This is a genomic window from Nitratireductor sp. CH_MIT9313-5 (genome assembly GCF_037029545.1).
Taxonomy (GTDB): Bacteria; Pseudomonadota; Alphaproteobacteria; order Rhizobiales; family Rhizobiaceae; genus Chelativorans.
In genome coordinates this window covers 421,975-434,510 of record NZ_JAYMER010000014.1, presented here as the reverse complement: position 1 = coordinate 434,510, position 12,536 = coordinate 421,975, and the positions used below count along the sequence as shown (strand labels likewise).

The window sequence follows — 12,536 nt, the reverse complement described above, 5'->3', positions numbered from 1 at the left end:
AACATGGCACTCAAGCACTTTAAACCTGTAACACCGGGCCAGCGTCAGCTGGTGATCGTCGACCGTTCGGGCCTCTACAAGGGCAAGCCTGTCAAGGGCCTGACCGAAGGTCTGACCTCCAAGGGCGGTCGCAACAATACGGGTCGTGTAACGGCCCGCTTCCAGGGTGGTGGTCACAAGCGCTCCTACCGTCTGATCGACTTCAAGCGTCGCAAGTTCGACGTTTCGGCGACTGTCGAGCGCATCGAATATGACCCGAACCGCACCGCGTTCATCGCGCTGGTTCGTTATGAGGACGGTGAGCTGTCCTACATCCTGGCTCCGCAGCGTCTTGCTGCCGGCGACAAGGTCATTGCCTCGCAGAAGGCTGTTGACGTGAAGCCTGGCAATGCAATGCCGCTGGGTTCCATGCCGATCGGCACCATCGTCCACAATGTGGAGATGAAGCCGGGCAAGGGCGGTCAGATGGCACGTTCGGCTGGTGCATATGCCCAGCTGGTTGGCCGCGATGACGGGATGGCGATCCTTCGCCTGAACTCGGGCGAGCAGCGTCTGGTTTCCGGTAACTGCATGGCAACTGTCGGTGCGGTATCGAACCCGGATCATTCGAATGTGAGCCTTGGCAAGGCCGGTCGCAAGCGCTGGATGGGCAAGCGTCCTCACAACCGTGGTGTCACCATGAACCCGGTCGATCACCCCCATGGTGGTGGTGAAGGCCGTACCTCTGGTGGTCGTCATCCGGTTTCGCCCTGGGGCAAGCCCACCAAGGGTGCGAAGACGCGGTCGAACAAGTCGACTGACAAGTTCATCATGCGCTCGCGCCATCAGCGCAAGTCTTAAGGAAAGGTAACGGCAAGTGTCCCGTTCAGTCTGGAAAGGTCCGTTCGTAGACGGTTTTCTGCTCAAGAAAGCAGAGAAGGTGCGCGAAAGTGGCCGCAAGGAAGTGATCAAGATGTGGAGCCGCCGCTCCACCATTCTGCCGCAGTTCGTGGGCCTGACCTTCGGCGTCTACAACGGCCAGAAGCATATCCCGGTCCTCGTCTCTGAAGAGATGGTCGGCCACAAATTCGGTGAATTTGCTCCATCCCGCACCTATTACGGCCACGGGGCGGACAAGAAGGCAAAGAGGAAGTAACGATGGGCAAAGCCAAAGCACCGCGCAGGCTTGCAGATAACGAGGCACGTGCCGTATTGCGCACGATCCGCGTCAGCCCTCAGAAGCTGAACCTCGTTGCTGCCATGATCCGCGGAAAGAAAGTGGCGAGCGCTCTCGCCGATCTTGAATTCTCGCGCAAGCGCATCGCCGGTACCGTCAAGAAGACGCTTGAATCGGCCATTGCAAATGCAGAGAACAATCACGATCTCGACGTGGATTCGCTGGTGGTGGCTGAGGCCTTTGTCGGCAAGTCGATGGTTCTCAAGCGTTTCCATGCCCGCGGTCGTGGCCGTGGTAACCGGATCCTGAAGCCTTATTCGCATCTGACGATTGTCGTCCGCGAAGTCGAAGAACAAGTGGAGGCCGCCTGATGGGCCACAAAGTCAATCCGATCGGCCTGCGCCTCGGCATCAACCGGACCTGGGATTCCCGCTGGTTCGCTGACAATGCTGAATATGGTCAGCTCCTTCATGAGGATCTGAAGATCCGCAACTATATTCAGAAGGAACTGAAGCAGGCTGCAATCTCCAAGGTGGTTATCGAGCGTCCGCACAAGAAGTGCCGCGTTACGATCCACGCAGCCCGTCCTGGCCTGATCATCGGCAAGAAGGGTGCGGACATCGAAAAGCTGCGCCGCAAGCTGACCCAGATGACGAATGCGGAAACGCATCTCAACATCGTCGAGGTTCGCAAGCCGGAAATCGACGCAACGCTCGTTGCCCAGTCGATTGCCCAGCAGCTGGAGCGTCGTGTTGCATTCCGTCGCGCCATGAAGCGTGCGGTTCAGTCGGCCATGCGTCTTGGAGCAGAAGGTATCCGTATCAACTGCTCGGGTCGCCTGGGTGGCGCGGAAATTGCTCGTATCGAATGGTACCGCGAGGGTCGCGTTCCGCTGCACACGCTGCGTGCGGATGTTGACTATGGCACGGCTGAAGCTAAGACGGCCTACGGCATTTGCGGCGTGAAGGTTTGGGTATTCAAGGGCGAGATCCTTGAGCATGACCCGATGGCTTCCGAGCGTCGTGCTGTCGAAGGCGACCAGGGTGGCAACAACCGCCGCCGTGAAAACGCCTGATAGCCGGGATTTTGGAGTAGAAAGATGCTGCAACCAAAGCGCACGAAATTCCGCAAGCAGTTCAAGGGCCGTATTCACGGCACTGCAAAGGGCGGCACGGAACTGAATTTCGGTTCCTTCGGCATCAAGGCTCTCGAGCCGGAGCGCGTTACTGCGCGCCAGATCGAGGCAGCCCGCCGTGCGATCACGCGTTACATGAAGCGCCAGGGGCGCGTGTGGATCCGCGTGTTCCCCGATCTGCCGGTCACCTCGAAGCCTACGGAAGTCCGTATGGGTAAGGGTAAGGGCTCGGTTGATTACTGGGCAGCCCGCGTCAAGCCGGGCCGCGTGATGTTTGAGATCGACGGCGTGGGTATCGACGTGGCCCGTGAGGCGCTGCGCCTCGGTGCTGCCAAGCTCCCGGTCAAGACGCGCTTCGTACAGCGCATCGCAGAGTAGGAGACGGTTCATCATGAAGGCCGCAGACGTTTGGGCAATGACCCCCGACCAGCTCAATGATGAGCTGGCCAAGCTGAAGAAAGAGCAGTTCAATCTCCGCTTCCAGCGGGCAACCGGACAGCTCGAGAAAACCGCGCGCGTGAAGCAGGTTCGCCGCGACATTGCGCGTATCAAGACAATCGCCGCCGAGAAGTCGGCCGGCAACAACGCCTGAGGAAAGCGAACATGCCAAAGCGCGTTTTGCAGGGCACCGTGGTTAGCGACAAGGGCGACAAGACGATTGTCGTTCGCGTCGAGCGCCGGTTCGCTCATCCGCTCTTGAAGAAGACCGTGCGCCGCTCAAAGCGGTACAAGGCCCATGACGAGAACAATGCGTTCAAGGTCGGCGACAAGGTGTCGATCGAAGAGACGCGTCCGATCTCGAAGGACAAGAGCTGGATCGTCGTTACCGAGAACCAGGCGCAATAATAATTGGAATATGCCGGAACTGCCGTTAAGAGCAGCTTCCCCTGAAGAATTAGAAGGCGGCCAGTCATGATTCAGATGCAAACAAACCTCGATGTGGCGGATAATTCCGGCGCACGTCGTGTCATGTGCATCAAAGTGCTCGGCGGCTCGAAGCGGAAATATGCTTCCGTAGGCGACGTTATCGTTGTCTCGGTAAAAGAAGCCATTCCGCGCGGCCGTGTGAAGAAGGGCGACGTTATGAAGGCGGTTGTGGTTCGCACCGCCAAGGACATTCGGCGCGCGGATGGAAGTGTCATCCGGTTTGACAACAACGCAGCCGTACTCGTCGACAACAAGAAAGAGCCTGTCGGTACCCGTATCTTCGGACCGGTTCCGCGCGAACTTCGCGCCAAGAACCACATGAAGATCATTTCGCTGGCGCCGGAAGTGCTCTAAGGAGGCCGGAGAAATGCAGAAGATCAAAAGAGGCGACCAGGTCGTCGTGCTCGCCGGCCGTGACAAGGGCCGTACGGGCGAAGTAATCAAGGTGATGCCGAAGGAAGACCAGGCTCTGGTCCGTGGCATTAATGTCGTTCGCCGTCACCAGAAGCAGTCAGCGCAGCAGGAAGGCGGCATCATCTCCAAGGAGTCGCCGATCAACCTGTCCAACATCGCACTGGCCGATCCCAAGGATGGCAAGCCGACCCGCGTCGGTTTCCGTGTTGGCGATGATGGCAAAAAGGTGCGTGTCGCCAAGCGCTCGGGAGAAGTGATCGATGGCTAACGCGAACATCCAGCCACGTATGAAGAAGCGTTACGACGAAGTGATCCGCAAGGAGCTTCTCGAGACCTTCAACTACAAGAACGAGATGCAGATTCCGCGCCTCGACAAGATCGTCATCAATATTGGTGTCGGCGAGGCGACTGCAGACTCCAAGAAGCCTTCGGTTGCTGCCGAAGATCTGGCGCTGATCGCAGGTCAGAAGCCGGTCATCACCCGCGCCCGCAATTCCATTGCAGGCTTCAAGGTGCGTGAAGGCATGCCGATTGGTACTAAGGTTACGCTTCGCAAGGAGCGCATGTATGAGTTCCTGGACCGCCTCGTGAACATCGCGCTTCCGCGCGTTCGCGACTTCCGTGGGCTCAACCCAAAGAGCTTTGACGGCCGCGGCAACTATGCCATGGGCGTAAAGGAGCACATCGTATTCCCTGAGATCAACTACGACAAAGTCGACCAGATCTGGGGTATGGACATCATCGTTTGTACGACTGCTGAAACCGACGACGAGGCACGGGCGCTGTTGAAGGCTTTCAACTTCCCGTTCCGGCAGTAACGGCAAGCGAGAACAAGGAAATATCCTATGGCTAAAGTTAGCGCAGTCGAGAAGAACAAGAAGCGCCAGAAGTTGGTGGACCAGTACGCTGAAAAGCGTGCGGCTCTCAAGGCCATCATCAAGGACCAGGACAAGCCGATTGAAGAGCGCTTCAAGGCGCAGCTTCAGCTGTCCGCGCTTCCGCGCAACTCGTCCAAAACCCGCATCCGCAACCGCTGCGATGTAACCGGCCGTCCGCGCGCCTATTACCGCAAGTTGAAGATGTCCCGTATCGCGCTTCGCGAGCTTGGCAATAACGGTCAGATTCCTGGCCTTGTGAAGTCGAGCTGGTAAGGGGGCTGAAGAAATGTCTGTGAATGATCCACTCGGCGATATGCTGACCCGCATCCGCAACGCCATCGGCCGCAAGAAGACCAAGGTCTCCACGCCGGCCTCAAAGCTGCGTGCGCGTGTGCTCGACGTCCTCAAGGCCGAAGGCTATATCCGCGACTACAGCCAGGTCGACTATGACAATGGCAAGTCGGAAATCGAGATCGAACTGAAATATCATGAAGGCGCACCGGTGATCCGTGAGATTGCACGGGTTTCCAAGCCGGGCCGTCGCGTTTATGTGTCTGTCAAATCGATTCCCCAGGTTGCGAACGGTCTTGGTGTCGCCATCCTTTCAACGCCCAAGGGCGTGATGGCAGACCATGAGGCGCGCGAGCAGAATGTAGGCGGAGAGGTTCTCTGCCAGATCTTCTGATCGGGCGGTAACCGCAACGGAACAGCGAGGACGAAACCATGTCTCGTATTGGCAAGAAGCCAGTCCCCGTGCCGGAGGGCGTTACCGCCACCGTCGAGGGGAAGACTGTTACGGCCAAGGGGCCGAAGGGCGAGCTCAAATTCGTCGTTAATGACGAAGTGCTCGTGAAGATGGAAGACGGCGCGATCCAGGTTGATCCGCGCGATCAGTCGAAGCTTGCACGCTCCAAGTGGGGCATGTCTCGCACGCAGATCGCCAACATCCTGAATGGCGTGAAGACCGGCTTTGAAAAGAAGCTCGAGATCAACGGCGTTGGTTACCGTGCAGCGATGCAGGGTACCAAGCTGCAGCTTTCTCTGGGCTACAGCCACGAAGTGGTCTATGAAGCGCCTCAGGGTGTTTCGATTGCCGTGCCGAAGCCGACCGAGATCGTTGTCTCGGGCATCGACAAGCAGGCTGTCGGCCAGGTCGCGGCCGAAATCCGCGAATTTCGCTCTCCTGAGCCCTACAAGGGCAAGGGTGTCAAATACGCGGATGAGACCATCGTCCGTAAGGAAGGCAAGAAGAAGTAAGGAACGCAGGCAATGGTGTCGAAGGTATCCGTTAAACGGCGCGCCGCGCGCGTTCGCCGTAAGCTTAAGGCGGTCGCCAACGGCCAGCCGAGGCTTTCCGTCTATCGTTCGTCGAAGAACATCTATGTTCAGGTCATCGACGATGCGAAAGGTCACACGATCGCAGCCGCGTCCACGCTGGACAAGGACCTGCGGGCCAAGCTGAAGAGCGGCGCCGATACGGCCGCTGCTGCCGAGGTTGGCAAGCTTGTGGCAGAACGTGCCAAGAAGGCTGGTGTTACGGCTGTGGTTTTTGACCGCGGACCATACATCTATCACGGCCGCGTCAAGGCGCTGGCCGATGCTGCCCGTGAGGGTGGTCTGGAGTTTTAACCAGTTCCGGGCGAAAACGCCCGGAGCTTTCCATCAATCCCGTGCTTCCGGAAAAGAAAAAGGACAAGGACAATGGCACAAGGCCGTAGGGACGACCGTCGCGACCGCGAAGAGCGCGATAGCGAATTCGTCGATAAACTCGTACACATCAATCGCGTAGCCAAGGTGGTCAAGGGTGGCCGTCGTTTTGGTTTCGCAGCACTCGTCGTCGTTGGCGACCAGAAGGGTCGCGTCGGCTTTGGCCACGGCAAGGCCCGTGAGGTGCCTGAGGCAATCCGCAAGGCTACCGAAAGCGCAAAGCGTGACATGATCTTTGTTCCGCTGCGTTCCGGTCGCACGCTGCACCACGACGTGAATGGCCGCCACGGTGCGGGCCGCGTTCTCCTGCGTGCTGCAAAGCCGGGTACCGGTATCATTGCCGGTGGTCCGATGCGTGCAGTTTTCGAGACGCTTGGCGTTCAGGACGTTGTCGCGAAGTCGATGGGTTCGTCCAACCCCTACAACATGGTTCGCGCTACCTTTGATGCCCTGAAGCATCAGATGCATCCGAAGGATGTGGCTGCACAGCGCGGCATCAAGTATTCCACCCTCCAGGCACGTCGCGGTACCGCGGTCGCCGGGGAAGAATAAGGCTGGCAGACCGGCTTCGCCTTTGTGCTGAATCGGTCAATGGCAAGGAATGATGGAAATGGCAGAGAAGAAGAAGGGCGCGACGATCACCGTTGAGCAGATCGGCAGCCCCATCCGCCGCCCAAAGGAACAGCGTGCAACGCTGATCGGTCTGGGCCTTAACAAGATGCACCGTCGCTCGACGCTTGAGGACACGCCTTCGGTTCGCGGCATGATCGCAACCGTTGCCCACCTCGTGCGCGTCGTAGACGAAGCCTGAGATCGAGGAGCTTATCATGAAACTCAATGAACTCAGGGACAATGAAGGTGCCCACGTTTCGCGCAAGCGCGTCGGTCGTGGCATCGGTTCGGGCCTCGGCAAGACCGGCGGTCGCGGTGTAAAGGGTCAGAAGTCGCGTTCCGGCGTGGCGATCAAGGGCTTCGAGGGCGGCCAGATGCCGCTTTACCGTCGCTTGCCCAAGCGCGGCTTCAAGAATATCTTCGGCAAGGACTTCAACGAGGTCTCGCTTGAGCGTCTTCAGCAGGCTGTTGACGCCAAGAAGCTGGACGAGAAGGCCACTGTCGATACGGAAGCTCTCATCAAGGCCGGCGTTGTTCGCCGCGCTCGTGATGGTGTGCGTATCCTCGGCAATGGTGAGCTCAAGGCAAAGCTGAACCTTGAAGTTGCCGGTGCGACCAAGTCTGCGATCGAGAAGATCGAAAAGGCTGGCGGTTCGGTCAAGGTCACCGCAAAAGCTGCGGAATAAGTGTATAGCTGCAAGCGGCGCGTCAGCGCCGCTTGCATCCGGTTGCGGCCGGGCCTATCTGGGGCCGGTAATGCATTGACGTTGCCGCGACGTCGAGGATGTCTCCGCCGCAATGGCGGTCATAGCCGGATGCCCCGGCGGATCTTCAAGCGCGGTCGTCACAAGACCAACCGTGCAGGAACCTGGTTACGCCCAGGCGCGTGACGAAGGGGAGAAGTTCTTTATGGCATCGGCAGCCGAACAACTTGCGTCCAATCTCAATTTCGCAGCCTTTGCCAAGGCAGAGGATCTGAAGAAGCGTATCTGGTTTACGCTTGGTGCTTTGCTGGTCTATCGACTTGGCACCTATATTCCCATGCCCGGTATCAATCCCGATGCCTTTGCGCAGGCCTTCCAGCAGCAGTCTGGTGGCGTGCTTGGCATGTTCAACATGTTTGCCGGTGGTGCAGTGGAGCGCATGGCGATCTTCGCGCTCGGCATCATGCCTTACATTTCCGCCTCCATCATTATGCAGCTCATGACGTCCGTGGTGCCGTCATTGGAGCAGTTGAAGAAGGAAGGCGAACAGGGCCGCAAGGTCATCAACCAATATACGCGTTATGGCACGGTTCTTTTGGCTACCGTGCAGGCCTATGGCATCGCCGTGGGGCTTGAAAGCGGCGCGGACATTGTCACCGATCCAGGCTGGTTCTTCCGCATTTCGGCGGTCATTACGCTTGTCGGCGGCACGATGTTCCTGATGTGGCTGGGCGAGCAGATCACTGCGCGCGGCATTGGTAACGGTATTTCGCTCATCATCTTCTCCGGCATTGTGGCGGGTCTTCCATCTGCCATTGGTGGCACTCTGGAACTTGGTCGTACCGGCGCGATGTCCACCGGGCTCATTCTGGCGATCATCGTTCTGGCCATTGCGGTCATCGCACTGATCGTCTTCTTCGAACGTGCGCAGCGTCGGCTTCTGATCCAGTATCCGAAGCGTCAGGTTGGCAATCGGATGTTCCAGGGTGACACTTCGCATCTGCCGCTGAAGCTCAATACGGCCGGTGTTATTCCGCCGATCTTCGCATCGTCGCTTCTGCTTCTGCCGGCGACCGTTGCGGGCTTTGCCGACACGACGACTCTGCCGTCCTGGGCAAGCACGGTACTTGCCACGCTTGGTCACGGGCAGCCGGCCTATATGGTTCTCTATGCCGCGCTGATCGCATTCTTCGCCTTCTTCTACACGGCTATCGTGTTCAACCCGAAGGAGACTGCGGATCAGCTCAAGAAGCATTCGGGATTCATTCCCGGCTATCGTCCGGGTGAGCGTACGGCCGACTATATCGACTATGTGCTGACTCGCATTACCGTCGTCGGTGCGATTTATCTGGTGCTGGTCTGCCTGTTGCCAGAGTTCCTGATCGCGTCCACCGGCGTACCCTTCTACCTCGGCGGTACATCGCTTCTGATCGTCGTCAGCGTCACTCTTGATACCGTGGCGCAGGTACAGGGCCACCTGATTGCCCATCAGTATGAGGGGCTGATCAAGAAATCGAAACTCCGTGGGGGGAAAAGAGGACGATGAGGCTTATACTTCTTGGACCGCCGGGGGCGGGCAAGGGAACCCAGGCTCAGCGGCTGGTCGAGAAGCTCGGCATCCCACAGCTTTCCACTGGCGATATGCTGCGCAAGGCTGTCGCCGACGGAACCGAGATTGGCAAGAAAGCCAAATCGGTGATGGATGCGGGTCAGCTGGTTTCGGACGATATCGTCAATCAGATCGTATCCGAGCGGGTCGATGCAGATGACTGCGCCAACGGCTTCATCCTCGATGGCTATCCGCGCACGCTCGTGCAGGCTGATTCTGTTGAAGAAATGCTGAGTGCCAAGGGGCTTAAGCTTGATGCGGTAATCGAACTGCGCGTTGATGACGCGATTTTGGTCGATCGCATTGCAGGTCGTTACACCTGCGCCAATTGCGGGGCTGGATATCACGACGAGAATCTGAAACCACGCCAGGAAGGCGTGTGTGACAAGTGTGGAAGCACCGAGTTCAAGCGTCGCGCTGATGATCGTCCGGAAGCTGTGAAGGATCGGCTGTGGGTCTACTACAAGGAGACCGCGCCGCTGATCGGGTACTATCACGCAAAGGGCAAGCTCCACACCGTTGACGGCATGGCCGAGATCGACGCCGTTACCGAGGAGATCGAGACAGTTCTGCGCTCGCTCTGAGCGCTGATCTTAAAAGCGGGCAGGGGAGTTGACTTTCACGCCCGTTTCCGTCAAAGACCGACACAAATCGCTTTGTATTTATAGCGGTCGGTGCCGGGCTGAAGAACGATGGCCGGTATCGGGCGCTTTCGCTTTGTCCGGCCTTCATAAGTGAAGTGCCGCGAAGAGCGGCAGACAACCAAGGAGAGCCGACGTGGCCCGTATTGCTGGCGTCAACATTCCGACGAACAAGCGCGTAGTGATCGCGCTTCAGTACATTCACGGCATTGGCCCGCATTTCGCGCGCCAGATCGTGGAGCAGGTAGGTATTCCCGCAGAGCGTCGCGTGAGCGAGCTTACCGATGCGGAAGTCCTGCAGATCCGCGAGACGATTGACCGCGACTACCAGGTCGAGGGTGATCTTCGCCGCGAAGTTTCCATGAACATCAAGCGTCTGATGGACCTTGGCTGCTACCGCGGTCTGCGTCATCGTCGTTCGCTGCCTGTTCGTGGTCAGCGCACGCACACCAATGCGCGTACCCGCAAGGGTCCTGCCAAGGCAATCGCCGGCAAGAAGAAGTAAGTGAGCGAATAGCGAAGTCGCGAGTAGCGAGTAGGGATCCCTATTCACTATTCGCCATTCGCTACTCCCTTACTGGTGGAGCCGCTGGTGTTACGGCGGTGTAGAGATCAACGGAAGGAAAGTTTATGGCTAAGGAAGCCGCACGCGTTCGCCGTCGTGAACGTAAGAATATCTCGTCGGGTGTTGCACACGTCAACTCGACCTTTAACAACACCATGATCACCATCACCGACGCGCAGGGCAATGCGATTGCCTGGTCGTCTGCCGGTGCTCAGGGTTTCAAGGGTTCGCGCAAGTCCACACCGTTCGCTGCACAGACTGCTGCTGAAGATTGTGCGCGCAAGGCACAGGAACATGGCATGCGCACCCTTGAGGTTGAGGTTTCCGGTCCGGGTTCGGGTCGTGAATCCGCGCTCCGCGCTCTCCAGGCTGCCGGTTTCACGATCACCTCGATCCGTGATGTGACCCCGATCCCGCACAATGGTTGCCGTCCGCGCAAGAAGCGTCGCGTCTAATCGCTTACACCGTAAGAGCGGTACGCCGCTCCTCTGCGGTCTCCAGCACGCCCGGCACGAATGGATGGTGTCGGGGTAACGGAAGGAAAAGCTTATGATCCAGAAAAATTGGCAGGAACTGATCAAGCCGAACAAGATCGAGTTCACGTCCAAGGGCAAGACGCAGACCACTTTGGTCGCCGAGCCGCTTGAGCGTGGTTTCGGCCTGACGCTCGGCAACGCGCTTCGTCGCGTGCTTCTGTCCTCGCTTCGTGGTGCGGCTGTTACTGCGGTGCAGATCGATGGCGTGCTTCACGAGTTCTCCTCGATTTCCGGCGTTCGTGAAGATGTCACCGACATCGTCCTGAACATCAAGGAAATTGCCATCAAGATGGATGGTGACGGACCCAAGCGCATGGTCGTGCGCAAGCAGGGCCCCGGCGTTGTTACCGCTGGTGACATCCAGACCGTTGGCGATGTCGAGATCCTGAACCCCGATCACGTGATCTGCACGCTCGATGAAGGCGCAGAGATCCGTATGGAGTTCACGGTCGACACCGGCAAGGGCTATGTGCCTGCCGACCGCAACCGTGCCGAAGATGCTCCGATCGGTCTAATCCCGGTCGACAGCCTCTACTCGCCGATCAAGAAGGTCTCCTACAAGGTCGAAAACACCCGTGAGGGCCAGGTTCTCGACTATGACAAGCTGACCATGACCATTGAAACCAATGGTTCCGTGTCCGGTGAGGATGCAGTCGCTTTTGCAGCGCGCATTCTGCAGGATCAGCTCGGTCTGTTCGTCAACTTCGAGGAGCCGCAGCGCGAGCAGCCTGCAGAGCAGGTCACGGAGCTTGCGTTCAACCCGGCACTTCTGAAGAAGGTGGACGAGCTGGAGCTTTCGGTCCGTTCGGCCAACTGCCTGAAGAACGACAATATCGTCTATATTGGCGACCTGATCCAGAAGACGGAAGCGGAAATGCTCCGCACTCCGAATTTCGGCCGCAAGTCGCTGAACGAAATCAAGGAAGTGCTTGCTTCGATGGGGCTGCATCTCGGCATGGAAGTGCAGGATTGGCCACCAGACAATATCGAAGAACTCGCAAAGCGCTACGAAGACCAGTATTAAGCGCCCGGGGCCTTTAGAGCCTGACGGGTATGTGAAGGAGAATAGCCATGCGTCACGGAAAATCCGGCCGCAAGCTGAACAGGACCGCCAGCCACCGCAAGGCGATGTTTGCCAATATGGCAGCATCCCTCATTGAGCATGAGCAGATCGTCACCACGCTGCCCAAGGCCAAGGAACTGCGTCCAATCGTTGAAAAGCTGGTGACGCTCGGCAAGCGTGGCGACCTGCATGCACGTCGCCAGGCGATTTCCGCAATCCGCGACGAGAAGCTCGTTCGTCGTCTCTTCGAGACGGTCGCACCGCGCTATGCAACGCGCAATGGCGGCTACCTGCGCATCATGAAGGCGGGCTTCCGCCACGGCGACAACGCACCGATGGCTGTCATCGAGTTCGTTGACCGCGATGTTGATGCCAAGGGCGCAGCCGATCGCGCACGCGTCGAGGCAGAAGCTGCCAATGAGGAAGCAGAAGCAGCGTAAGCTGTGATTGCTTCAATTTGTGATACTGATCAAAGGGGCTTTCGAGCCCCTTTTTTCGTGCTCACCGTTTCGCCATCATCGCGGACTGTCATGGCAGATCCCATCAGGTGATTCATAAACTCAAATGGAAGGACGCGAAGATGATCGGG

Annotated in this window: 23 protein-coding genes; all 23 read left to right on the top strand. The window is 58.2% G+C overall.

All coding sequences use genetic code 11. The annotated features are described in order from the left end of the window. The first annotated feature begins 3 nt into the window (after positions 1 to 3). The 23 genes from rplB (at position 4) to rplQ (ending at position 12,387) form a co-directional block, all read left to right on the top strand. Positions 4 to 840 carry a 50S ribosomal protein L2 gene (rplB, locus tag WA367_RS09630; protein WP_336056544.1) on the top strand — a complete coding sequence of 279 codons (837 nt, stop codon included), beginning with the start codon at positions 4 to 6 and terminating at the stop codon, positions 838 to 840. A 16-nt stretch (positions 841 to 856) separates the two neighbouring features. Then, the gene (gene rpsS, locus WA367_RS09625) at positions 857 to 1,135 is read left to right on the top strand and encodes a 30S ribosomal protein S19 (RefSeq protein ID WP_036480295.1); all 279 of its coding nucleotides are present in this window, start codon (positions 857 to 859) and stop codon (positions 1,133 to 1,135) included. A gap of 2 nt (positions 1,136 to 1,137) precedes the next feature. Continuing rightward, positions 1,138 to 1,527 carry a 50S ribosomal protein L22 gene (gene rplV, locus WA367_RS09620; RefSeq protein WP_036480298.1) on the top strand — a complete coding sequence of 130 codons (390 nt, stop codon included), beginning with the start codon at positions 1,138 to 1,140 and terminating at the stop codon, positions 1,525 to 1,527. Beyond that, a complete protein-coding gene (gene rpsC, locus WA367_RS09615) occupies positions 1,527 to 2,231 on the top strand; it encodes a 30S ribosomal protein S3 (RefSeq protein WP_036480299.1) in 705 nt (234 codons plus the stop codon). The genes rplV and rpsC overlap by 1 nt, the downstream gene beginning before the upstream one ends. Before the next feature lie 24 nt (positions 2,232 to 2,255). Then, positions 2,256 to 2,669: a 50S ribosomal protein L16 gene (gene rplP, locus WA367_RS09610; protein ID WP_036480302.1), complete on the top strand. Its 414-nt coding sequence runs from the start codon at positions 2,256 to 2,258 to the stop codon at positions 2,667 to 2,669. Positions 2,670 to 2,682: 13 nt separating this feature from the next. After that, complete coding sequence (gene rpmC / locus WA367_RS09605; protein ID WP_336056543.1) at positions 2,683 to 2,883, top strand: 50S ribosomal protein L29; 201 nt, start codon at positions 2,683 to 2,685, stop codon at positions 2,881 to 2,883. Positions 2,884 to 2,894: 11 nt separating this feature from the next. Continuing rightward, a complete protein-coding gene (gene rpsQ / locus WA367_RS09600; protein WP_036480307.1) occupies positions 2,895 to 3,137 on the top strand; it encodes a 30S ribosomal protein S17 in 243 nt (80 codons plus the stop codon). Positions 3,138 to 3,203: 66 nt separating this feature from the next. Beyond that, entirely contained in the window at positions 3,204 to 3,572 is a 369-nt protein-coding gene (gene rplN / locus WA367_RS09595) for a 50S ribosomal protein L14 (RefSeq protein ID WP_336056542.1), read from the top strand. Positions 3,573 to 3,585: 13 nt separating this feature from the next. Then, complete coding sequence (gene rplX, locus WA367_RS09590) at positions 3,586 to 3,900, top strand: 50S ribosomal protein L24 (RefSeq protein ID WP_036480311.1); 315 nt, start codon at positions 3,586 to 3,588, stop codon at positions 3,898 to 3,900. After that, the gene (gene rplE / locus WA367_RS09585) at positions 3,893 to 4,450 is read left to right on the top strand and encodes a 50S ribosomal protein L5 (protein WP_036480313.1); all 558 of its coding nucleotides are present in this window, start codon (positions 3,893 to 3,895) and stop codon (positions 4,448 to 4,450) included. The genes rplX and rplE overlap by 8 nt, the downstream gene beginning before the upstream one ends. A 27-nt stretch (positions 4,451 to 4,477) precedes the next feature. Then, on the top strand, positions 4,478 to 4,783 hold the full coding sequence (gene rpsN / locus WA367_RS09580; RefSeq protein ID WP_336056541.1) for a 30S ribosomal protein S14: 306 nt from the start codon (positions 4,478 to 4,480) through the stop codon (positions 4,781 to 4,783). Between the two features lie 13 nt (positions 4,784 to 4,796). Next, positions 4,797 to 5,195: a 30S ribosomal protein S8 gene (gene rpsH / locus WA367_RS09575; RefSeq protein WP_036480317.1), complete on the top strand. Its 399-nt coding sequence runs from the start codon at positions 4,797 to 4,799 to the stop codon at positions 5,193 to 5,195. 38 nt (positions 5,196 to 5,233) lie between these two features. Further along, complete coding sequence (gene rplF / locus WA367_RS09570) at positions 5,234 to 5,767, top strand: 50S ribosomal protein L6 (protein WP_336056540.1); 534 nt, start codon at positions 5,234 to 5,236, stop codon at positions 5,765 to 5,767. A gap of 12 nt (positions 5,768 to 5,779) precedes the next feature. After that, the gene (rplR, locus tag WA367_RS09565) at positions 5,780 to 6,139 is read left to right on the top strand and encodes a 50S ribosomal protein L18 (RefSeq protein ID WP_336056539.1); all 360 of its coding nucleotides are present in this window, start codon (positions 5,780 to 5,782) and stop codon (positions 6,137 to 6,139) included. A gap of 72 nt (positions 6,140 to 6,211) precedes the next feature. Beyond that, complete coding sequence (rpsE, locus tag WA367_RS09560; RefSeq protein WP_336056538.1) at positions 6,212 to 6,769, top strand: 30S ribosomal protein S5; 558 nt, start codon at positions 6,212 to 6,214, stop codon at positions 6,767 to 6,769. Between the two features lie 58 nt (positions 6,770 to 6,827). Beyond that, positions 6,828 to 7,028, top strand: a complete 201-nt coding sequence (gene rpmD / locus WA367_RS09555; RefSeq protein ID WP_336056537.1) for a 50S ribosomal protein L30 — start codon at positions 6,828 to 6,830, stop codon at positions 7,026 to 7,028. Positions 7,029 to 7,044: 16 nt separating this feature from the next. Further along, complete coding sequence (gene rplO / locus WA367_RS09550; RefSeq protein ID WP_336056536.1) at positions 7,045 to 7,515, top strand: 50S ribosomal protein L15; 471 nt, start codon at positions 7,045 to 7,047, stop codon at positions 7,513 to 7,515. Positions 7,516 to 7,738: 223 nt separating this feature from the next. Further along, a complete protein-coding gene (gene secY, locus WA367_RS09545) occupies positions 7,739 to 9,079 on the top strand; it encodes a preprotein translocase subunit SecY (protein WP_336056535.1) in 1,341 nt (446 codons plus the stop codon). Further along, entirely contained in the window at positions 9,076 to 9,726 is a 651-nt protein-coding gene (locus tag WA367_RS09540) for an adenylate kinase (RefSeq protein ID WP_336056534.1), read from the top strand. The genes secY and WA367_RS09540 overlap by 4 nt, the downstream gene beginning before the upstream one ends. A gap of 193 nt (positions 9,727 to 9,919) precedes the next feature. Then, positions 9,920 to 10,288: a 30S ribosomal protein S13 gene (gene rpsM, locus WA367_RS09535; RefSeq protein WP_036480332.1), complete on the top strand. Its 369-nt coding sequence runs from the start codon at positions 9,920 to 9,922 to the stop codon at positions 10,286 to 10,288. A gap of 125 nt (positions 10,289 to 10,413) precedes the next feature. Then, the gene (rpsK, locus tag WA367_RS09530) at positions 10,414 to 10,803 is read left to right on the top strand and encodes a 30S ribosomal protein S11 (RefSeq protein ID WP_036480335.1); all 390 of its coding nucleotides are present in this window, start codon (positions 10,414 to 10,416) and stop codon (positions 10,801 to 10,803) included. Between the two features lie 94 nt (positions 10,804 to 10,897). Further along, positions 10,898 to 11,908 (top strand): DNA-directed RNA polymerase subunit alpha, encoded by a 1,011-nt coding sequence (locus WA367_RS09525; protein WP_336056533.1) that lies wholly within the window; start codon positions 10,898 to 10,900, stop codon positions 11,906 to 11,908. A gap of 47 nt (positions 11,909 to 11,955) precedes the next feature. After that, positions 11,956 to 12,387, top strand: coding sequence for a 50S ribosomal protein L17 (gene rplQ / locus WA367_RS09520; protein WP_336056532.1), 432 nt, complete (start codon positions 11,956 to 11,958; stop codon positions 12,385 to 12,387). Positions 12,388 to 12,536: the final 149 nt, after the last annotated feature.